Source organism: Hominilimicola fabiformis (assembly GCF_020687385.1).
Taxonomy (GTDB): domain Bacteria; phylum Bacillota; class Clostridia; order UBA1381; family UBA1381; genus Hominilimicola; species Hominilimicola fabiformis.
Window position 1 is genome coordinate 13,984 of record NZ_JAJEQM010000017.1, and the last position, 22,100, is coordinate 36,083.

The following is a 22,100-nucleotide window of genomic DNA, read 5'->3' on the forward strand; positions in this document are numbered from 1 at the left end:
GGCGGTGTAAATAATATAAGAAGATAAGCACAATAAATTGGTGATAAAACACTGATTTTTTGAATAATATTGAATTGGAGGTGGGACGTGTGAAATTAAACGACATTGTAGCCGACGAAAAACACGGTAACGGACTTTTGGGATTGCTTATTTTTTTGCTTGTTGTCGGTGTGACGGTAGGGAGTGTGTATTTGGCGAAAAACAGCGGCGATATGGGAGAGGGGATAAAAAATTATATAGGCAGTTTTTGTACGGCTGTAAGCGAAAATAAGAACAGTATGACTGTTTTTAAAAATTCGTTACAAGCTAATCTTATCAGTGTCGGAATTATATTTTTAATGGGATTTTTGCGATTCGGTTTTATTGTAACGGGAGCGATTATTGTAAGGAAAGGGTTTATAATAGGTTTTACAACCGCGTCATTTATTAAATTCTATGGAGCAAAAGGTATGCTTGTTATGCTTTCAACAATGCCGACAATACTTATAACAATACCGACATTACTGCTTTTTTCGGCTGTAAGCATTAAATATTCACTTAATTCCGAAAGAAAATCAAAAAAAATAATTTTTTCGTATATATTTTTTATGATAATAATAATTTCTATATTTTGTGTTGCGTCATTGTCGGAGGGATACTTGACCACAACATTTATGAGCTGGGTTTCGCCGAAATTAAGCTAAAACGCTGAAAATGGCATAAAAACAAGAAAAATAGGGGTTTACAAATTAAAAAAATGTGGTATAATTATAATCACATTGAAATATAAATGAAATATTTTTGAAATATACGTAAAGAAACAGTAAACTCGGAGGAATGAACAAAATGAATACCTACGTTAAGGAATACACAAGTTTTATGACAGATATACGCCATAAATCGCTAAACACAGTTGAATCATATAAGCGTGATGTTACACAATATATTTCTTATCTTGACGGAACAGGCGTAACGGATATATCGTCTACAACAAAGACCACGGTATTGTCATATTTGCTTTATCTTCAAAAGGAGGGCAGAGCAAGCTCGACTGTTTCAAGGACACTTGCGTCACTTCGTTCGTATTATTTGTTTATGATGCAAAACGGTGTTGTAAAGTCAAATCCGACTTCTAATCTTGAGGCACCTCATGTGGAAAAGAAAATTCCGAAAATTTTATCAGGCGAAGAAGTTGAACTTCTTTTGGAACAGCCTAAAAACTGTGATAATAAGGGTATACGCGACAAGGCTATGCTTGAACTTTTGTACGCAACAGGTATAAGAGTGAGTGAACTTATCAATCTTGACGTAAGTGATGTTAATGTTCCTATGAGTTTTGTTCGTTGTAAGGGCGGAAAGAAAGAACGTATTATTCCTATGGGACATCAGGCAAAAGACGCACTTGAAAATTACATAAACAATGTCAGAAAATATATGGTTAAAGATGAAAACGAAACAGCGTTGTTCGTAAATTGCAGCGGTGCGCGTCTTTCAAGACAGGGTTTCTGGAAACTTATAAAATACTATCAGCATATCGCAGGTATTGAAACTGATATAACACCGCATACTTTACGTCATTCGTTTGCGGCACATCTTCTCGAAAACGGTGCTGATTTACATTCAATTCAAGAAATGATGGGACATGCCGATATTTCATCGACACAAGTTTATTCAAGAATGATGAACAGTAAAATTAAAGACGTATATGCAAAAGCACACCCGCGTGCATAAGAAAAAATATGCCTTACACTTGTAGGGTATATTTTTTTTGAATAATTAATAATTCATTATATAAAATAACTATTGACACAAACGGCGGTGTAATGATATATTATAAGTTGGAAAAAATATATAATTGTTAATAATCGAAACGGAGAATAAATATGTTTATAGATAAGGCTAAAATTTTTATAAAGGCCGGTAAGGGCGGTAACGGTGCAATATCTTTTCATCGTGAAAAGTATGTTGCGGCAGGCGGTCCTGACGGCGGTGACGGCGGCAAAGGCGGTAATGTTATATTCAAGGTTGAGCTTGGTATGACTACTCTTATGGATTTCAGATATAAGAGAAAGTATGTCGCTCAAAACGGTATGGACGGTTCGGGTAAACGTCAAAAAGGTAAAAAGGGCGAAGATATAATAATCAAAGTACCGCAAGGTACAATCGTTCGTGACGCGGAAAGTAATCGCTTGATTGCCGATTTATCCGATCCCGATAAAGAGGTTGTTCTTGCAAGAGGCGGTAACGGCGGTTGGGGTAATGCTCATTTTGCTACGGCGATAAGACAAACTCCGAACTTTGCGAAAAATGGACAAACAGGCGATGAACGTGAAATTGTACTTGAATTGAAGCTTTTGGCTGACGTCGGACTTGTAGGTTTTCCTAATGTCGGTAAGTCTACATTGCTTTCAATGACGACAAAAGCAGATCCGAAAATTGCAAATTATCACTTTACAACGCTTGAGCCGAATTTGGGTGTAGTCGATCTTGGCGACCACAGAAGTTTTGTACTTGCCGATATTCCGGGAATTATAGAAGGTGCAAGTGAGGGTGTAGGTCTTGGACACGCATTTTTAAGACATATTGAGCGTACAAGAATATTAATTCACGTTGTTGATGTTTCTGGAATTGAGGGAAGAAATCCGATAGAAGATTTTGATATTATCAATTCGGAACTTTCAAAATACGATTTGGAATTGGAATCAAGACCGCAGATTGTTGCGGCAAATAAAACAGACATAATTCAAGATATGGACGAATACAACGCATTTCTTGAAGAAATGAAAAACAGAGGTATAGAAGTATTTGAAATTTCTGCCGCTACAAATAAAGGTGTTGCGGAACTTATGAATAAAACTTACGAGGAACTTTCAAAATTACCTCCGATAGCTATATTCGAGCCTGAAATGGATATTAACGAAGAAGAATACATTACGGATGACGAAAAAGGCTATGAAATTAAACGCGAAAACGAAAAATACGTTATATCGGGTTCATGGATTGAGGCTGTCGGCGGCAGTGTAAACTTCTCCGACCAAGAGTCATTACAGTATTTCCAACGTGCATTGCTTAAACGCGGTGTTATTGAGGACTTAATCAATATGGGAATAAAAGAGGGAGAAATTGTTCAAATCGGTGATTTGGAATTTGAATTTGTATTCTAAAAAAATATATATCAGAGTTTGAGGGACACTAAAATTTAGTGTCCCTTTTATATTCACTATTTTGTTTTAAATAAAGACCGAATGCACAAAATATACAGGCTATAACAACAATGATTGCGGTAACGGTTTCGATAGTCGATGAAATTGCAAACGAACGGCTCATAGACGGCTCAAATACTGCTGTTGTTATAGGGTTAAATCTAAAGTATATGTACATATATAGTCCCGCTATAATTCCGTGCATGGCTTTACCGATTATATACGGTGCAAGCGACAGATGAAATCTTGCAATTACAGCCATAACCTGTGCGTGTACACTGAGTCCCGCAAAGCCGACAACAACAGATGTAAATACCAATTTATCCATAATAGGAATAGTCAATCCCGATATTTTTACTGTCCCCGTAACAAATTCCAAAAGCCCCGAAACAAGTGCGGACGTAACTCCGCCGACAGGCAAAATGTCAAGAAAAAGTCTGCTTATTACACTGAAAAAAAGTACCGCTCCGCAAACGGTCAATATATTTCTGATGCTGTTTTGAAGTGCGATATCGAATATTTCACCCATACTTCTTTCAGGTGTTGTCATTCTTGTAGGAGGGGCGGTGTGCTTGTTTCTGCCGTAAAATCTAAACAGAATACCGACCGTTAAAGCCGCAAGAATGTGTGCAACGTAAAGAGCGATACCGTATTTTATATTTGAATATATCGCAATACCGACAGAACCCAATATAAACAAAGGACCTGAATTGTTGCAGAAAGCAAGCAAGCGTTCAGCCTCTGTTTTTGAAATGTAATTGTTTGCATATAATTCACCGGCGGTAACAGCACCTAAAGGATAACCGCTTACAATACCGAGTATAAAGGCACTGCTCCCGACAGGACTTATCCGAAAAAGCGGATACATACAAAATTGAAATGCCTTTGCCAAAAGTTCGCAAAAGCCGGAATATATTAAAATTCCCGAACATATAAAAAACGGAAAAAGAGTCGGTACAATCATTTCAAGACATAAATCTATTGCGTCTGAGGCGTATCTTATCGCACTTGACGCATTTTTTATAAGCAGAACAACCGCACCGACAGCAAACAAGTAAATCAGTATTTTCTTTATTTTCACATTATCATCTCCGATTTTAATTTTTATTAAATTATATGATAACTTTTTTGTACTTAAAACCGCTTGTTTATCATAATTTATTATAGGAGTTGGTAAAAATGAAAAAACGTATATCAGAAAGTATAGCGGATGCTTGGGGAGTGCCGAAAGAAGTTATAATGAATATTCCCAAACTTACAATCGCGGGTGCGAGTGAAATATATATAGAAAATCATAAAGGAATACTCAGTTATACGGATACGGAAATTCGGGTGTCAACGCCTATGGGGATAGTCAGAGTGTTCGGAAATGGACTTTCGATTGACAGAATACGTCTTGAAGATATATTAATATCGGGTCAATTTAAGCAAATTGAATACGAAATCTGAAAAAGGGAGTAAAAAATGTTTAAGAAGTTCTTTAAATTTCTTTACGGATATGTTATAATAAAAGTATATGGCAAAGGTGCAGAAAGATTTATAAATATTTGTTTAAGACGTAATATTGATGTATGGAACATAAAACCGTTTGATGACGGTATTGAAATGTGTATTTACATAAAGGATTTTTTTCATATACGTCAAGTAAGAAAAAAGAGTAATGTAAAAATCAAAATATCACAAAGACGCGGAATAAAGCATTTAATGCGTCTGTACAGAAAACGATATTTGTTTTTGATTGGATTTGCATTGTGTATCATATTTTTTGCCGTGTCGGCTCAGTTTATATGGGTTGTTGAAATTAACGGTGTGGAAAACAGCGATATAAACGGTATAATATCTACGCTTGACAGTATCGGTATAAAGAGCGGCGCACTGAAAGCAAAACTGCCTGACGGTATGGAAAGCAAGGCGGCGATTATAAATAACAATGACCATATAGCTTGGGCATGGGTTTATATTGAGGGTGCAAAGGCACGCGTAGAGATATACGAACAGATTATTCCGCCGAATATTCTTGACAAAGATACACCTTGTGACATTGTTGCGGCGTGTGACGGAATTATAAATCATATGGTTGTCAAAAACGGCGAAGAAGTTTTGAATGACGGTGACGCGGTTAAAACAGGCGATGTGATTGTATCGGGAAAGGTTGCAACTTATAAAGAGGGTTATCCCGAAGAATACATATATGTTCACTCAATGGCGGATATAATGGCTTATACAACTCATTCAAAAAACGGCGACTATAAGCTGTATTATGAATCGAGAGTGCCGACCGGCAAAAATAGATATATGGTTTCGCTTGAGGTTTTCGGAAAAATGTTTTCATTGCCTTTGGGCAGAATGAATTTTGAAGAATATGATATAAATGAAGCAAGGCATGAGATATGTATACCGTTTTTCGGATATACGGGGATTGCGTTCGATACGGTCAAATATACCGAAGTAAATGTAAACAAAGAGCCGATAAGCATAGAAACAGCAGTAGAATTTGCAAAAAATGACTTAGAAGAAAAAATATCAAATGAATTGCTGTACGGCTCAATTTTGACAGACGAGAATGTTGAATATGAAAAGATTGATAATGAAACAATAAATGTAAAACTTGAAATGGATTTCATACAAAATATAGCTACCAGTCAGCCTATTTCGGCTGATACAGAAGGAGAGGAAATACTTGATAAACAGACAGATTGAAGTACCGCAGGAGGTCGATTTGGCATCTCTTTTCGGAAATTTTGATGAAAATATCAAAATGCTTGACAAAGCACTTTCGGTAAATATCGCGTCACGCGACAACGCTTTGAGAGTGACAGGTGAAGAAGAAAATGTTGAAAAGGCAAGCCAAGTTATTAATATGCTTATGCAGATTATCGCAAGAGGAGAGATTATCGACCAGCAGAAAGTATTGTATGCGATAACAATGGTACAGGAAAACGGCGGGATTGACATTAAAATGATGGGTGATGACTGTATTGCAATCAGTGCAAAAGGTCACCCGATTAAGACAAAAACGCTCGGACAGAAAAAGTACGTTGACGCGATAGACAAAAATACTATTGTGTTCGGTATAGGTCCTGCCGGTACGGGTAAAACATATCTTGCGGTTGCAAAGGCTGTAACGGCACTTAGAAGTAAAGAGGTAAGCAGAATTATTCTTACAAGACCTGCTGTTGAGGCAGGCGAAAAACTCGGTTTTCTTCCGGGTGACTTGCAGAATAAGGTTGACCCGTATTTAAGACCGCTTTATGACGGTATGTATGAAATGCTCGGCGGTGAGGGCTTCTTGAAATATCAGGAAAAGGGCGTAATTGAAGTTGCACCGCTTGCATATATGCGTGGCCGTACTCTTGACAATGCGTTTATAATTCTTGACGAGGCACAGAATACAACACCTGAGCAGATGAAAATGTTTTTGACAAGAATAGGTTACGGCTCTAAAGCGATTGTAACGGGTGATATAACTCAAATCGACTTGCCGGGAGATAAGCGCTCGGGATTAAAAGAGGCGGCTAAAATTCTAAAAAATATTGAAGATATAGCTTTTTGTACATTTACCGAAAAAGACGTTGTACGTCATCCGCTTGTACAACAAATTATAAAAGCATACGCAAAGTATGACGAGGAACAGGAAAAGAGAAGAAACAAGAGGAAATCAAATGGTTGAACTAATACTTGAAAATGAACAGGATAAGGAAGAGTTAACTCCGGAAATTGAAAAGGCAATAAAGGACGTTTGTGTTGCCGTTATGGAGGAAGAAGAATGTGACTTCGACGCTGAAATCAGCGTTACGCTTGTGGATAATGATACAATTCGTTCTATAAACAAGGAACAGAGAGATATTGACAGAGCAACGGATGTTTTGTCATTCCCAATGCTGGAATTTGATGAGGACGGAATATCGGACGATGAGTACGATATGGACGGTGAACTTGTGATGCTTGGTGATATTGTTATATCAATGGAACGTGCAAGAGAACAGGCGAATGAATTCGGACACAGTTTTTTGAGAGAAGTGGCTTTTTTGACGGCACATTCAATGCTCCACTTGCTTGGATATGACCATGTTGATGATAAAGAGGGCGAAGAAATAATGTGCGAAAAACAGGAAAGAGTTTTAACTTCGCTCGGAATAACTCGTGATTAGGAGAAAAATTATGAAGAATAAGAAAAGTTTTAAATCGGGATTTGCGGCAATAATAGGTATGCCGAATGTGGGAAAGTCAACATTACTTAATACGATAGTAGGACAAAAGATTGCAATAATATCAGATAAACCTCAGACAACAAGAAATAAAATACTTGCAATTTACTCAACAGATGAAGAACAGATTATATTTACCGATACACCCGGAATACACAAACCGCATAACAAGCTTGGGGAATATATGGTACACGTTGCAAATGAAAGTATGGACGATACGGATGTACTTATATTTGTTGTGGACGCAAGTAAAAAAATACAGGAAACAGAACGTGAAATAGCAAAAAATATTTCAAAAACAGGACTTCCGTGCATATTGGTTTTGAATAAAGTAGACCTTATGAAAAAAGAGGATTTACTTCCGATAATTGCAGATTATTCGAGTATGCACGATTTTGCGTCGATAGTGCCTGTAAGTGCAAAGAATAATGACGGAGTCGATATTTTATTGCACGATATTGAGGACTATCTTGAAGAAGGACCGGAATTTTATGATTCGGATATGGTAACGGATCAGCCCGAAAAACAGATTGCGGCTGAAATTATCCGCGAAAAACTTTTGTGGCTGCTTGATAAGGAAGTTCCGCACGGTATTGCTATTGAAATTACCAAAATGCAGGAAAAAGAAAAAATTACAAATATTTACGCGACAATATACTGTGAAAAAGCGTCACATAAAGGAATTATAATCGGTAAGCACGGAGAAATGCTTAAGAAAATAGGTACGATGGCAAGAGGCGACATCGAGAAAATGCTTGATAAAAAAGTCTACCTTGAACTTTGGGTAAAAGTAAAATCAGATTGGAGAAACAGTGACTTTTTAATCAAGAATTTCGGTTTCACAAATGAATAGTAAATAGTGTTAGTATAACCGCTGAAAAAATGAAAAACATAAGGATAATAAGTTATTTTTTCGGAGGGATAGGTTATGGAGCTTAACAGACTTTCGTGGGAAACTTTTACGAGAACGGGCGATATAGACGCTTATTTGCTGTATAAAACGGTAAGCGGTATAACGGAGCAAGAGGATAAGGATGATACATGGCAGAAATTAGAGCAAGAGGCATTATCATAAAGCAGTCCGATTACGGTGAAGGGCATAGAATGCTGACTGTATTTACGGAAGAATACGGGATAGTTAAGGCCGTCAGCTACGGTGTTAAAAAATCAAAGAGCAAAGCTGCCGCATCAAGTCAATTTTTGTGTTACGGTGATTTTGATTTTTACAAAGGTGTCGGAAAAGATATAATGACAATTAATAATATTGACACTCTTGACGGCTTTTATCCTGTTTCGGAAGATATAAAAAAATTATCCCTGTGCGTTTATCTTGCAGATATAACTTATTGTATTCTTGGTATGAATAACCCCGATTCGAGAATGTTGCATTTGTTTTTGAACAGTGTGTATGCACTTGCGTACCGTGATGAGCCGATGGACAAGGTTAAAGCGGTGTATGAACTCAAAATGATGAGTATAGGCGGATATTCGCCACAGCTTAATGCGTGTGTGTCATGCGGAAGTAATGAGGTGTATGCGTTTGACTTGCTAAAGGGCGGAAGTGTGTGCAGAGCGTGCGGCGGCAAATATATTGTTAAGTTGGACAAAAATCTTTACAGAGCATTGGATTACATAATATATTCAGATGATAAAAAAATGCTCAGTTTTAATGCAAGTGACGGATTGATGAAGTTGCTTTGCAAAATCGCCGAACAGTATGTTGAACTTCAGCTTGACCAAAAGTTTTCAAGTTTGGATTATTATAAAACAATGCTCACTATGTAATTGGTTAGTTTACATAAAAGTATTTATATATTTATTGAAAAAACAATGTTTTTTGGTTAAAATAGATAAAACGTTAAAAAATAATAAAAAAAGCTTGCAATTCTCTCTGTGATGATGTATAATATTACGGTATTATAGATTAAATTTCGTGGAGGTGTAAAAAAGTGCCAAACATTAAATCAGCTAAAAAAAGAGTAAGAGTTATAGAAAAGAAGACTCTTATCAACATGGCTCACAAGACTGCTCTAAAGACAGCTATCAAAAAGTTTGAAGCTGCTGCAAAGGCAGGCAACAAGGAAGAGGCTCAACAGCTTTTCAACGAAGCTGCAAAGAAGCTTGACCAAAGTGTAAACCGCGGTATTCTTCACAAGAACAACGCTGCAAGAAAGAAGTCACAGCTTGCTCTTAAACTTGCAAAACTTGCGTAAAAGTCATTTAAAGGAGTTACAATTTTGTAGCTCCTTTTTTTGTACATAGATAAAGGTGAAATTATGCAAATTAACAGATTATTTGAAATTATATACATATTGCTTGACAAAAAGACCGTAACGGCTAATGAATTGGCAAAGAAATTTGAAGTATCAAGCCGTACGATTTATCGTGACGTTGAAATCCTGTCGGGTGCCGGAATACCGATTTACACCACCAAGGGCAAAGGTGGCGGAATATCTATTCTTGATAATTTTATACTTGACAAGTCGGTTATATCAAAGGAAGAACAAAGTGCGATAATAACGGCACTTACTGCTATGTCAGTGTTGCCGAATGTTGAAAAAACAGGCATTGCGGATAAAATGTCATTACTTTTTAAATCTAACGACAGTTCATGGATTGACGTTGACTTTTCGGATTGGAATGTGGAACAAAAAAATTTTTTCGATAAAATAAGAGATTCGATAATTGAACGATTTGCACTGAAGCTGAAGTATATAAACAGTAACGGCAAAATTTCCGAGCGTATTGCAGAGCCGCTTAAACTGTATTTTAAAAGTAAATCGTGGTATCTTATCGCATATTGCAGAAAAGCCGATGATTACAGAATATTTAGGTTGTCACGAATAAGGGATGTTGAAGTGACAAACGAACATTTTGAACGTGAAATGTGTGAATATAAATATGATAATGACGATGAAAATATTTGTGTTAATGTAAAATTGAAAATAAGCAAAAATGCCGAATACCGTGTTTATGACGAATTTCAAGACACAGAAAAAACAGCGGACGGCGATTTTATTGTGAATATGTCATATCCCGAAAATGAATGGCTTTACGGCTATATAATGTCGTTTGGGGAGTATGCGGAAGTGCTTGAACCAACATACATAAGAGATATAATTAAAACGAAAATAGAGAAAATGATAAACAATTATTTATAATATGACATAACGATGTCATATTAGGTGTGTTATACTTCTTGTATCAAGTTAAAGGAGGATAACAAAATGGAATATGAAATTGTAAATCTCGAAGAAAAGAAAGCGGTGGGCATATCAGCCGTAACCAACAACAAATCACCTGAAATGCCGAAGATTATCGGTGGTTTGTGGGACGAATTTTATAAAAAGGTCTACGGTGAGATTAACGACAAAGCGAATAACAAATCAATCGGTATGTATCATAAGTATCAGCCAAACGGTGACTATACCGTTTCAATATGTGCGGAGGTGAACGATGCAAATCAGAATTACGAAGTGATTACAATACCAAGCGGAAAATATGCTAAATTTATTGTAAAAGGCAACGTTGTTACGGCGGTGCAGGAATTTTGGCAAAAGGTTTGGAATATGAACCTTGACCGTTCGTTTGTGTGTGACTTTGAAGAATACCAAGCAGGTGACGATATGGATAATATGGAGATACATATGTACATTTCTCTTAAATAATTAGATTGACAATTCCTTGTGATGATGATAAAATTTTCACAAGGAATTTTTTTATTGAGAGGATGAAAATAATGGCTATAACAAAAGAATTGTTCGGAACATTGACAAACGGACAGGATATAACCGCATATTTACTTGATAACGGAAACGGAGTAAGTGCGAGAATTTTAAATTACGGCGGTATTGTCAGAAATCTTTATGTAGAGGACAAGAACGGTGTTAAAACCGACGTTGTGCTTGGACGCGAAACGATGGAAGATTATCTAAATAACGACGGTTTTCTCGGTGCACTTATCGGCAGACACGCAAACAGAATTGCAGGCGGCGAATTTGAGCTTAACGGTACAAAATATAATGTAGGACTTAATGAGGGCAAGAACAGCTTGCACGGCGGAATAAACGGCTTTGATAAAAAGGTTTGGAGTGCGGAAGAAGTTGACGGGGAAGAACCGTCATTGAAACTTTCAATCGTGTCAGAGGACGGTGAGGAAGGTTTTCCTGGAACACTTAAAGTAACTGTTACATATACTCTAACAAAGGAAAATGCACTGAAAATTAATTACAGTGCGGTGACAGACAAGGATACAGTGGTGAATCTTACAAATCATTCTTATTTCAATCTTGCGGGACACGCAAGCGGTACAATCAATAATCAGATACTTCAAATCAATTCGGAATTTTATACACCGAACGACAGTGAATGTATGCCGACAGGCGAAGTACTTTCTGTTATGGGTACGCCGTTCGATTTCAGAGCACCAAAGCCGATAGGACAGGATATAAACGCAGATTTTGAGCAAATAGAAATGTTCGGCGGTTATGATCACAACTTTGCGATTTCGGGCAGAGGTTACAGACTTTGTGCCATTGCAAAGTGCCTTGAAAACGGCATAACAATGGAAGTGTATACAGATAAACCGGGTGTTCAGTTATATACATCAAACGGACTTCCGGAGGGAATATATAAAGAAGGTGCAAAATACAGTACACATCAGGCATTTTGTCTTGAAACACAGTATTTCCCAAACGGTATGAAGAACAGTCACTTTATTGCTCCTATTTTAAAGGTCGGCGATGAATATAATTTTACAACAGAGTACAAATTTATTGTAAAGTAACAGATATTAAAGTAGGCTTTTTGCGTTATTTGTAACATTTTTAATTGACTGATTATACAGTGTGTGGTATAATAAAACAAAGTGGAATGTTTTAAGGAGGGTTTTTGATGTCATACAAAGAAATGACTAAAGAAGAATTACAGGAAATCCGCAAAGAAGTTGCGGCAAAATATGATGAGCTAAAGGCTAAGGGTTTAAAACTTGATATGTCAAGAGGTAAGCCGAATACCGAACAGCTTGATATTTCTATGGGAATGATTGATACACTTACCGACTACAATCTTGTAGGTGAACAAGGCGTTGACTGTCGTAACTACGGTGTGCTTGACGGTATAATTGAGGCTAAAAGACTTCTAAGTGCAATGATTGAATGTCCCGTAGACAATATTATAATTTACGGTAATTCAAGTCTTAATGTTATGTATGACACAGTTGCCCGTTCAATGACGCACGGTGTTATGGGCTCAACTCCATGGGCAAAGCTTGATAAAGTTAAGTTCTTGTGTCCTGTACCTGGATATGACAGACATTTTGCAATTACAGAATTTTTCGGTATTGAAATGATTAATATTCCTATGACTGAGGACGGACCTGATATGGATATGGTTGAGGACCTTGTTTCAAAGGATGAGGCAATCAAGGGTATTTGGTGTGTACCGAAGTATTCAAATCCTATGGGTATAACATATTCTGATGAAACAGTAAGACGTTTTGCAAATCTAAAGCCGGCGGCTGAGGATTTCAGAATTTATTGGGATAACGCATACTGCATACATCATTTATATGAGGATCACCAAGACCACATTCTTGAAATTCTTGAAGAATGTGAAAAAGCAGGTAATCCTGATATGGTATTTAAGTTCTGTTCAACATCAAAGGTTACATTCCCGGGTTCGGGTATAGCCGCTATTTCAGCGTCAAAGGCTAATCTTGACTTTATTAAAAAGCAGATGTCGGTACAGACTATCGGTCATGATAAACTTAACCAACTTCGTCATGCAAGATTTTTCGGTGACTTCAACGGTATGCTTGAGCATATGAAAAAGCACGCAGATATTATAAGACCTAAGTTTGAAGCTGTGCTTGAGATGCTTGACAAGGAACTTGGAGATTTAGGCATAGCAAAATGGACAAAGCCAAACGGCGGTTACTTTATCGGTTTCGATACTATGGACGGTTGTGCTAAAAAAGTTGTCGCTATGTGTAAAGAAGCAGGTGTTGTTATGACTCCGGCAGGTGCAACATATCCGTACGGAAAAGACCCTCACGATTCAAATATTCGTATTGCACCGACATTCCCGTCAACAGAAGAATTAAAGCAGGCATGTGAAATTTTCGTTACTTGCGTAAAACTTGTAAGCCTTGATAAAATTCTTGAAACAAAGTAATTAATTAATGATTAAATGAGCGTTTACGGAACGCTCATTTTTTGTTAGATAAAATTGACAACGGTATTGTTTTATGATAAAATTATAATTCAATGAATATTATGTTATCATAACTAATGATAAACAGTCGAAAGGAGCATTGAAAAGTGCTTGAACTTAAAAATATAAGTTGGGAAATTCCCGATGGAGATAAAATTTTAAAGGGTATAGATTTAGAAATACCTGACGGCAAAATGACCGTTATAACAGGTCCGAACGGTGGCGGTAAAACTTCTCTTGCAAAGATTATCGCAGGACTCGAAGTGCCTAATTCGGGTGAAATTTTGCTTGACGGTGAGAATATAACCGATTGGGATATTACAAAACGTGCTAAAAACGGCATTGCATACGCATTTCAACAGCCTGTGCGTTTTAAGGGCGTTACAGTAAGAGATTTGCTTAATCTTGCGGCAGAGAGAACATTGTCCGAAAGAGAGATATGCTCTGTACTCGGTGAAGTCGGTCTTTGTGCAAGAGATTATATTGAAAGAGATGTTGACGCAAGTCTTTCGGGCGGTGAAAGCAAAAGAATTGAGATTGCTACCGTTTTATCGCGTGAAAATGCGAAGATACTTGTATTTGACGAGCCTGAGGCAGGTATTGACCTTTGGAGCTTTACAAGTCTTATTGACGCGTTCCAAAAACTTAAAAACGAAAGCGGAAAATCCTTGCTTGTAATATCGCACCAAGAACGTATACTTGAAATTGCGGATTATATAGTTGTGATTGCGGACGGTAATGTTCGTGCATTTGGTGAGGGTAAAGATGTTCTTCCTCAACTTTTGAAAGAAGAAAAAGAGTCAAAGTGTCCTCTCGGTAAGGATAAGAAAGGAGAGAACAACTGATGAATGAAACAACAAGAGAATTTTTGAAAATCGTTTCCGACATTCAAGGCAACGAACTTGAAACGGCGGCATTTAACATTCGTGAGGACAGTCAGTGTGCGGGCAGACAATCTACTCCGAATATAAAGATTGATTCAAAAGAGGACGGACCGGGTCTTGTTATACACATAAGCAAAAATGCACAAAAGGAAACAGTTTATATACCGGCTTGCGTTACGCATGGTGATGTAGACGACCTTGTATATAATGATTTTTATGTTGAGGCAGGTGCAGACGTTATTATTGTTGCCGGTTGCGGTGTGCATACATCAGACGGTCACGATGCACGACATAACGGAATACACCGTTTCTTTATCGGTAAAGGTGCACACGTTTTGTATAAAGAAAAGCATATCGGAACAGGTAAAGGTGTCGGAAAAAGAACGATTGATCCTGTAACCGACGCATATCTTGAAGATGATGCCGTACTTGAAATGGATACAATTCAGCTTAGCGGTGTTGATTCAACTGTAAGAAAAACATCGGGTAAACTCGGTGCAAGAGCAAAGCTTATTATACACGAAAGAATTATGACAGACGGTGACGAAAAGGCTAAGACTGAATTTGAGGTTGAACTTAACGGTGAAGATTCTGGTGTTGATTTGGTGTCACGTTCGGTTGCAAAAGGCAATTCGTATCAGGAATATCATTCGACAATAAAGGGTAACTGCCGTTGTACGGGACATTCCGAATGTGACGCAATACTTGTCGGAAACGGTAAGGTTAACGCCGCACCGGCTTTGTTTGCAGGCGATATTGACGCGTCACTTATACATGAAGCGGCAATCGGAAAAATTGCAGGAGAACAGCTTATAAAATTGCAGACTCTCGGTCTTACTTCGGAAGAGGCGGAGGCAAAGATTATCGAAGGCTTTTTGCGTGGTTAAATCACGAAATACACTATTCTTACGAATAGTGTATTTTCGTATGAAATTATTAGGAAGAAGTGGTCATCTTGAGGCAAATCCCTCAAAATTATTTGTTTAGTAAAATTGATTTAAAAAAACTTATTGTACCGCTTGTAATAGAACAATTTTTGACTATTGCTGTCGGTCTTATAGATTCAATGATGGTTGCGAGTGTCGGAGAATCGGCGGTATCGGCAATATCGCTTGTTGATACTGTAAACATACTTATTATAAACATATTTACGGCACTTGCAACAGGCGGAGCTGTCGTTGCAGGGCAGTATATAGGAATGAAACAGGAGTATAATTCCTGCAAAGCGGCGAACCAAACGCTTATATTTACAACGCTTATTGCACTGTTTGTAATGATTATCGTGTATGTGCTGAAAAATTTTATACTTCATACCGTTTTCGGACAGATTGAAGATGATGTTGCAAATTATGCAAATACATATTTGCTCATAGTGTCGGCGTCAATTCCGTTTATCGGAATGTATAATGCGGGCGCGGCTATATTCCGTGCAATGGGAAATTCAAAGGTTTCAATGAACACATCGCTTATTATGAATCTTGTAAACATAGTCGGTAACGCGATACTTATTTACGGTTTTCATATGGAAATTGCCGGTGCGGCAATACCAACGCTTATATCAAGGATAGTTGCGGCAGTTGTGATTGTTGTAAGACTTGGAAATCAAGATTTACAGATACATATTGACCGACCGTTTAAGCTGAAATTCGATTGGCGAATGATTAAAAAGATACTTAGAATAGGAATACCGAATTCGCTTGAAAACTCAATGTTTCAGCTTGGTAAAATATTGGTGCTTACAATAGTAACGGCATTCGGCACAAGAGCTATAACCGCAAATGCGGTATCAAACACAATAGCAATGTTTCAGATACTGCCGGGTATGGCGATATGTCAGGCTATATTAACCGTATCAAGTCAGTGTGTCGGTGCAAACGACTATAAACAGCTTGATTTTTACATAAAGCGACTTATGAAAACGATATATGTGTTTGCCGTTGCAATAAATGTAGTTGTGGTTGCGATACTTCCGCTTATATTAAAAGCGTACAACTTATCAAGTGAAACAACCGAGATTGCAAAACAAATTATATGGTATCACGCAATCTGTACTTGTACGATATGGCCGCTTTCGTTCGCATTGCCTAATTCACTTCGTGCCGCAAATGACGTAATGTTTACAATGATAGTTGCAATTTTGTCGATGTGGATATTCAGAATAGGTGCAAGCGTGGTAATAGCCAAATGGCTCGGATTTGGTGTACTCGGTGTATGGATTGCAATGACGATTGATTGGTTTGTCAGAGCAATTATATTTGTAATACGATACAAATATAAAATAAAAAGTAAATGCAAGATTTAAAACTACCCTATTTTTTATGAAAGAGAATACGAATAATATATTGAAAGATGAAGTTAGAAGAAAGAGTGGCAGAAGCCACAAATGATAAAAAACTGAAAAATGATTTAATCGGTGAATACCAAAATTTCATCTTGGCAGCTGCAAGCAAGACGCTTAAAAGAAGTGTTACGACAAGTGATGATGAGTATATCATTGCTATGATGGCTTTCGGCGACGCGATTGACGGCTATAATGAAAATAAAGGTGATTTTCTCGGCTTTGCAAAGACTGTTATACGAAACAGAATTATTGACAGTATAAGGCGTGAGGCAAAACATAATTCAGTGCCGTTTTCTGCGTTGGAAAAAGAAAATTCAGACGGTGAAACGATTGAATTTGAAATACATACCGTTGATAAAAGCGATTTGAAGTGGGAAATCGAATCACTTACGGAGGAACTCAGCAATTTTGAAATATCATTTTTTGAACTTGCGGAGGTCAGTCCGAAAAGTCGTAAAACGAAACGGCTTTGTTTTGATGCAGTGAACTATATTATAAACAACAGTGAACTTGTCGATATAATTATGAATAAGCACATATTGCCGATAAAAGAGATTACCGATAATATAAAGCTGAACAGAAAAGCTATCGAACGTCACAGGAAATACATAATAACGGCGGTTATTGCTATAACTCAGGATTATCCTGCCATTGCCGAATATTTCAATATGAGGGAGGTGTGAAATATGAGCGGAATTATTGTGTCCGTGAAGGGCAGATATGCGGTTTTGCTTACAAAAAACAGCGATTTTATAAAGGTAAAAAACAAAAATTATTCTGTCGGCGACAAAGTGAAAATACCGCAGTATAAAGGGCAAATCCTTGCGGCTGCGGCAAGCTTTATTGTTGTGTGCGGCGGTATAAGTTCATATTTTGTGCCTGCAAAATATATGAGTGTGGATATTAACCCAAGTGTTATGATGACGATTAATATTTACAACAGGGTTATTAATACAAAACCGCTTAATGATGACGCGGAGATATTGCTTTCAAAAACCGATGTAAGCGGTATGAGTGTGTCGGACAGTATGGACGAACTTATAAAAAAGTCGGAAGAAATCGGATATTTGAATGAGCATAATAAAGATGTTATCGTTGAAGTGGTTGACGGTATAGGCAAAATTAAATTGCCGGATAAAAATTACGGTGATGTAGAGGTTATTATTGAAAATGCCGATAAAGCCGATTTGAAAAATGCAAAAGAAATGGGTGTATCTATTGCAAAAGCAAGAGCTATTGCCGAATATACGAAACAAAACGGCGGCAGTATAGAAGAAAATGTGCATAAATTTGAAAATCAGTCTGTAAAAGAGATTAGAAGAAATCTTGAAAATAAATCGGAAGTCAAAATCGAAAGCAAGACTGAAAATAAAGCAGAAGTTAAACAGGAAAGTATACCTGTTCAAAAATCTGAAAACAAGAATATTTCAAATAGTGTACAAACACTTCAACCGACCGTTCGAACAAAAAACGAAACTGTACCGACAAAAGAAGTACAAGAAGTAAGCAGAGTTACAAATGTAAGACGATCGAAAAATATCGACACAGTAAGTAAAAAGGTTAATACTTTGATTACAGAAGAAAAGTCGAATGATACGATATTTGATAATTCTATAACAAAAACATTGCCTGGTCCGATTCAAGAAGAAACTAAAATTACAGATAAGCCACAGGTAAAAAATGATACTGTACCCGAATCTGAAGAGCCTACGGTTAGACCGATACATGAAGATAAGTATAAATCGGACAATCAATGTGAAATAGTTGTTCCGTCGGAAACAGTTAAACCTATAAAAACGACAGAGCCGAAACAAGACGAGCCGAAAGAAGAAATAAAACCACAGACAAGTCACGGCGGTCATACAACATCCGGCAGTAGACCTAATAATTCAAATCAAAATCAAGATAAACCGTCGGACAACAATACGAATAAACCTAACGGTGATACGGAAATTAATCCGCCTATACCCGATAATGGCAATGAACAGCCACCACAGGACAATCCTAATAATCAACCGCCACAACCACAAAATCATGATAAACCGAATGATATATATAAAGACAATACACCGCCACAACCGCAAAGACCGAATTTTGACGGCGGTAATGAACCACCGAATAAACCTTACGAAAATCCACAGCCACCGCCAGACAACGGTAATCTGTCACATGAGCCGAACGGCGGAAATAATCAGTCACCTGATTTTAATGAACCGACAGGTCCGAATAAATCAAATGATTTTGGAGGAAGTAAGAACGATATTCCACCGGAACAGAATGACGGAAATGTTTTTTTACCGCCACCGAGTGAGCCATATGGAAACGGTGAAGATTCAATGCCACATTTTGACAGAGAATAATTTGAAATGCAGAAACAAAAAGTTTCTGCATTTTTTTATAAAAAAATTTCATATTACCCCAAAAATTTCGATATAAATTGCGAATTATATATCAAAACGAAGTTTAGGAGGGATTTTTATGAACAAAGTGCATCGCAAAATTACGGCTTTGCTGACTGCAAGCATTATGACAGTTATGTCAATGGGTGTTGTGTCGGCGCAAACAGATAATAATGCACAAATTAAAAGCATAGATGCCGAAAACGGAACTGTAACGGTAGATGTTACAAAAAGCGGTAGTTATAAAATATATGCGGCGGTATATAAAGATAAATTATTACAAGGACTTTATACGGTTGACAGTATCACAAGCAGCGGAGTATTTAACTTCGGCAAAGAGATTGAATTTGACGAAGATACCGAAACATTGAAGTGCTTCATATGGGACGGAAGTATGAAACCTGTAGGCGAGATATATAAAGGCGGTGTTTCAGAACCGACAGAAAATCCGAGCACGACAAAGGCACCAAGTGTAACAAAAATACCTGCTGTAACGGATGAACCAACCGCAACAAAAACGCCTGCTGTAACAGATGAACCGACAACAACAGACACGCCAACTGAAACGGATGAGCCAACCGCAACGGAAACACCGAGTGAAACAGGTCAACCGACAACAACAGATACACCAACAACGGACAATCCGACAACATACGGAGCTGTTATAACATTAAGTGATGACGGAATAGCCGTTGACGGAACAGGTGCAACAGCGGAAGGCTCTGTCGTAACCATTTCACAAGCCGGTGAATACACAGTGACAGGTAGCTTGTCAGACGGTCAGATAGCAGTGGCGCTTCCTACAAAATCGGATGAAGTCACTATAAATCTTGAAGGTGTAGACGTAACGTCAACCACAGGTGCACCGTTTGCGGCTACAAAAGGTAAAGTTGACCTTTCGGCAAAAAAAGGAACGACAAATTCATTCACATCAACCGCAACATACAATAAAGAAACAGTCAATGCGTGTGTATACAGTAAAAATGATTTGACGATAAAAGGTAAAGGTACACTTAAGGTAAGCTCAACATATAACAACGCAATCGGCTGTAAAGCTGACGTTACAATAAAGAATTTGACGTTGAACATAACCGAGGCGGCGAACAACGGTATAAAGGGTAATGATTCGGTAACTGTCGAGAGCGGTAATGTAACTGTAAATTCAAACGGTGACGCGATAAAATCAGACGAAGATCCTGCATATGACGGCGACGTGTTAGAGGGTGGAACTGTTAAAATTGCAGACGGTACAGTTACATTGACAACTGGAACGACCACAAAGGACGGCACAACATCAACAAGTGACGGTATTAAAGCATCAATGCTATGTGCTATATCGGGCGGTACAATTAACATCACATCAACAGGCGACGCAATAAAAGCAAATGCGTCAAGTATTGATGGAGATAATCCGACATTGGAAGACGGTGACGGAAGTATTAACATCACAGGCGGTACAATCAATATTTCAGCCGGTGAGGATGGTATAAAGGCAGTAAAGAGCGTTAATGTATCAAACGGCGAAATTACAATTATAAAAGCTAAAGAAGGCATACAGGTAAATGAAGTTACATACGAATCAGACGGAACAACCGTAAAAGCATATGTAACGGGAAGTATAGGAATAAGCGGCGGAACTTTAAATATAACAAGCAGTGAAGACGGTATTCAGTGCGGTACAGGTAATATCACGATTACAGGCGGAGATATAACGGTTGATTCAAAAATGGATTGTATTCAAGCTGAAAATATTATGAATATCTCTGACGGTACATTTAATTTGAAATCATACGGCGGAGCACCTGCAACGGTATCTTCAAATAATTCATCTACAACAGACAGCTGTAAAGGTGTTAAAGCAGGAAGTCTTGTAAATATCAGTGGCGGTACATTTAATATAAACACATATGATGACGGCATACATTCAAATAACACTGTTCGTATATCGGGCGGTGATATAGATATTGCCGCAGGTGATGACGGTGTACACGGCGACAGCTATTTGTATATAACAGATAATGCAGATATAAACATAACAAAGAGTTATGAGGGTATTGAGGCTGCAAAAATATATGTACAAGGCGGTAAAACGTATATCGTGTCAACCGATGACGGTGCAAATGCGGCAGGTGATGAGCCGACAGAGAATGCAATTACTCTAAGCAGTGATGATATAGCCGAATTTGCAGGACCGGGCGGTTTTGGCGGCGGAAACCAAGGACCTAACTGGGGCGGTGAGGACAGTTCAAGCTACGGTTATCTTGAAGTTTCAGGAGGTCTGCTTTATATTGAAGCCGAGGGTGATGGATTTGACTCAAACGGTGACGGCGTAATCACTGGCGGTATTGTACTTGTAAACGGTCCTACAAGCGGCGGTAACGGCGTATTTGATGTAGGCGACAATAACAATACTTTGACGATAACAGGCGGTATTGTAATCGGTGCAGGTACATCTGATATGGCTGTTACACCTACTAAAGCGACTAATTCGCAGTATTATGTTGTTGCATCAGGTTCATCATCGTCAGGCGGCGGTGGCGGATTTGGCGGACATAGCAGTAGTTCATCAAGTTCTGGATTTTCAACACAAGCGACAGGCAAGGCATTTAAGCTTACAGATTCAAGCGGTAATGAGATAGTAACTTATGTACCGTCAAAGCAATATTCTTGGGTGCTTGTGTCAACACCTGAAATGTCAAGCGGCACATATACTCTAAACTATGGCGGTTCGGTAACAGGCGGAACGTTCACAAACGGAAACTACGGCTTGGTTACAGACGGAGCATATTCGGGTTCAAGCACAATTTCATTGTCAGCTAAACAATAATACATTGACGAAAAAAAGCAGTTCATATAATATGGACTGCTTTTTT

Annotated in this window: 22 protein-coding genes; 21 read left to right on the forward strand and 1 reads right to left on the reverse strand. The window is 37.9% G+C overall.

Features of this window, described 5'->3' with window-relative positions:
* Positions 1-89 precede the first annotated feature (89 nt).
* From LKE05_RS11455 to obgE, 3 genes are all read left to right on the forward strand, one after another.
* Positions 90-683, forward strand: coding sequence for a stage II sporulation protein M (locus LKE05_RS11455; protein WP_308456942.1), 594 nt, complete (start codon positions 90-92; stop codon positions 681-683).
* Positions 684-825: 142 nt separating this feature from the next.
* A complete protein-coding gene (gene xerD / locus LKE05_RS11460) occupies positions 826-1,710 on the forward strand; it encodes a site-specific tyrosine recombinase XerD (RefSeq protein ID WP_117965885.1) in 885 nt (294 codons plus the stop codon).
* Positions 1,711-1,862: 152 nt separating this feature from the next.
* On the forward strand, positions 1,863-3,143 hold the full coding sequence (gene obgE / locus LKE05_RS11465; protein WP_308456943.1) for a GTPase ObgE: 1,281 nt from the start codon (positions 1,863-1,865) through the stop codon (positions 3,141-3,143).
* Between the two features lie 28 nt (positions 3,144-3,171).
* Here obgE and LKE05_RS11470 read toward each other — a convergent pair whose 3' ends face one another.
* Entirely contained in the window at positions 3,172-4,263 is a 1,092-nt protein-coding gene (locus tag LKE05_RS11470) for a nucleoside recognition domain-containing protein (protein WP_308456944.1), read from the reverse strand.
* A gap of 98 nt (positions 4,264-4,361) precedes the next feature.
* On the opposite strand from LKE05_RS11470, the gene yqfC reads away from it, so the two are divergent.
* The 18 genes from yqfC to LKE05_RS11560 all read left to right on the forward strand — a co-directional run bounded on the left by yqfC (position 4,362) and on the right by LKE05_RS11560 (position 22,054).
* Entirely contained in the window at positions 4,362-4,631 is a 270-nt protein-coding gene (gene yqfC / locus LKE05_RS11475; RefSeq protein ID WP_022229491.1) for a sporulation protein YqfC, read from the forward strand.
* Between the two features lie 15 nt (positions 4,632-4,646).
* Positions 4,647-5,882 (forward strand): sporulation protein YqfD, encoded by a 1,236-nt coding sequence (gene yqfD, locus LKE05_RS11480; RefSeq protein ID WP_308456945.1) that lies wholly within the window; start codon positions 4,647-4,649, stop codon positions 5,880-5,882.
* Positions 5,863-6,852: a PhoH family protein gene (locus tag LKE05_RS11485; RefSeq protein ID WP_489711271.1), complete on the forward strand. Its 990-nt coding sequence runs from the start codon at positions 5,863-5,865 to the stop codon at positions 6,850-6,852. Before yqfD ends, LKE05_RS11485 begins: the two co-directional genes overlap by 20 nt.
* Entirely contained in the window at positions 6,845-7,333 is a 489-nt protein-coding gene (ybeY, locus tag LKE05_RS11490) for an rRNA maturation RNase YbeY (RefSeq protein ID WP_022229494.1), read from the forward strand. The genes LKE05_RS11485 and ybeY overlap by 8 nt, the downstream gene beginning before the upstream one ends.
* Positions 7,334-7,343: 10 nt before the next feature.
* Positions 7,344-8,243 (forward strand): GTPase Era, encoded by a 900-nt coding sequence (era, locus tag LKE05_RS11495; protein WP_022229495.1) that lies wholly within the window; start codon positions 7,344-7,346, stop codon positions 8,241-8,243.
* Between the two features lie 75 nt (positions 8,244-8,318).
* Positions 8,319-8,465: a YqzL family protein gene (locus LKE05_RS11500; protein WP_022229496.1), complete on the forward strand. Its 147-nt coding sequence runs from the start codon at positions 8,319-8,321 to the stop codon at positions 8,463-8,465.
* Positions 8,432-9,175: a DNA repair protein RecO gene (gene recO, locus LKE05_RS11505; protein ID WP_022229497.1), complete on the forward strand. Its 744-nt coding sequence runs from the start codon at positions 8,432-8,434 to the stop codon at positions 9,173-9,175. Before LKE05_RS11500 ends, recO begins: the two co-directional genes overlap by 34 nt.
* Positions 9,176-9,339: 164 nt before the next feature.
* Positions 9,340-9,603: a 30S ribosomal protein S20 gene (gene rpsT, locus LKE05_RS11510; RefSeq protein WP_022229498.1), complete on the forward strand. Its 264-nt coding sequence runs from the start codon at positions 9,340-9,342 to the stop codon at positions 9,601-9,603.
* A 39-nt stretch (positions 9,604-9,642) separates the two neighbouring features.
* The gene (locus LKE05_RS11515; protein WP_308456946.1) at positions 9,643-10,551 is read left to right on the forward strand and encodes a helix-turn-helix transcriptional regulator; all 909 of its coding nucleotides are present in this window, start codon (positions 9,643-9,645) and stop codon (positions 10,549-10,551) included.
* Between the two features lie 66 nt (positions 10,552-10,617).
* The gene (locus LKE05_RS11520) at positions 10,618-11,058 is read left to right on the forward strand and encodes a GyrI-like domain-containing protein (protein ID WP_308456947.1); all 441 of its coding nucleotides are present in this window, start codon (positions 10,618-10,620) and stop codon (positions 11,056-11,058) included.
* 71 nt (positions 11,059-11,129) lie between these two features.
* A complete protein-coding gene (locus tag LKE05_RS11525; protein ID WP_308456948.1) occupies positions 11,130-12,176 on the forward strand; it encodes an aldose epimerase family protein in 1,047 nt (348 codons plus the stop codon).
* 104 nt (positions 12,177-12,280) lie between these two features.
* Positions 12,281-13,564, forward strand: coding sequence for an aspartate aminotransferase type Ic (locus LKE05_RS11530; protein WP_117965912.1), 1,284 nt, complete (start codon positions 12,281-12,283; stop codon positions 13,562-13,564).
* A gap of 146 nt (positions 13,565-13,710) precedes the next feature.
* On the forward strand, positions 13,711-14,448 hold the full coding sequence (locus LKE05_RS11535; RefSeq protein ID WP_022229503.1) for an ABC transporter ATP-binding protein: 738 nt from the start codon (positions 13,711-13,713) through the stop codon (positions 14,446-14,448).
* Complete coding sequence (locus tag LKE05_RS11540; protein WP_117965918.1) at positions 14,448-15,374, forward strand: SufB/SufD family protein; 927 nt, start codon at positions 14,448-14,450, stop codon at positions 15,372-15,374. The genes LKE05_RS11535 and LKE05_RS11540 overlap by 1 nt, the downstream gene beginning before the upstream one ends.
* A gap of 92 nt (positions 15,375-15,466) precedes the next feature.
* Entirely contained in the window at positions 15,467-16,789 is a 1,323-nt protein-coding gene (locus LKE05_RS11545) for an MATE family efflux transporter (RefSeq protein WP_308456949.1), read from the forward strand.
* Positions 16,790-16,836: 47 nt separating this feature from the next.
* Positions 16,837-17,511 carry a sigma-70 family RNA polymerase sigma factor gene (locus LKE05_RS11550; RefSeq protein ID WP_308456950.1) on the forward strand — a complete coding sequence of 225 codons (675 nt, stop codon included), beginning with the start codon at positions 16,837-16,839 and terminating at the stop codon, positions 17,509-17,511.
* Positions 17,512-17,514: 3 nt separating this feature from the next.
* Entirely contained in the window at positions 17,515-19,188 is a 1,674-nt protein-coding gene (locus tag LKE05_RS11555; RefSeq protein ID WP_308456951.1) for an anti-sigma-I factor RsgI family protein, read from the forward strand.
* Positions 19,189-19,306: 118 nt separating this feature from the next.
* Complete coding sequence (locus tag LKE05_RS11560; protein WP_308456952.1) at positions 19,307-22,054, forward strand: carbohydrate-binding domain-containing protein; 2,748 nt, start codon at positions 19,307-19,309, stop codon at positions 22,052-22,054.
* Positions 22,055-22,100: the final 46 nt, after the last annotated feature.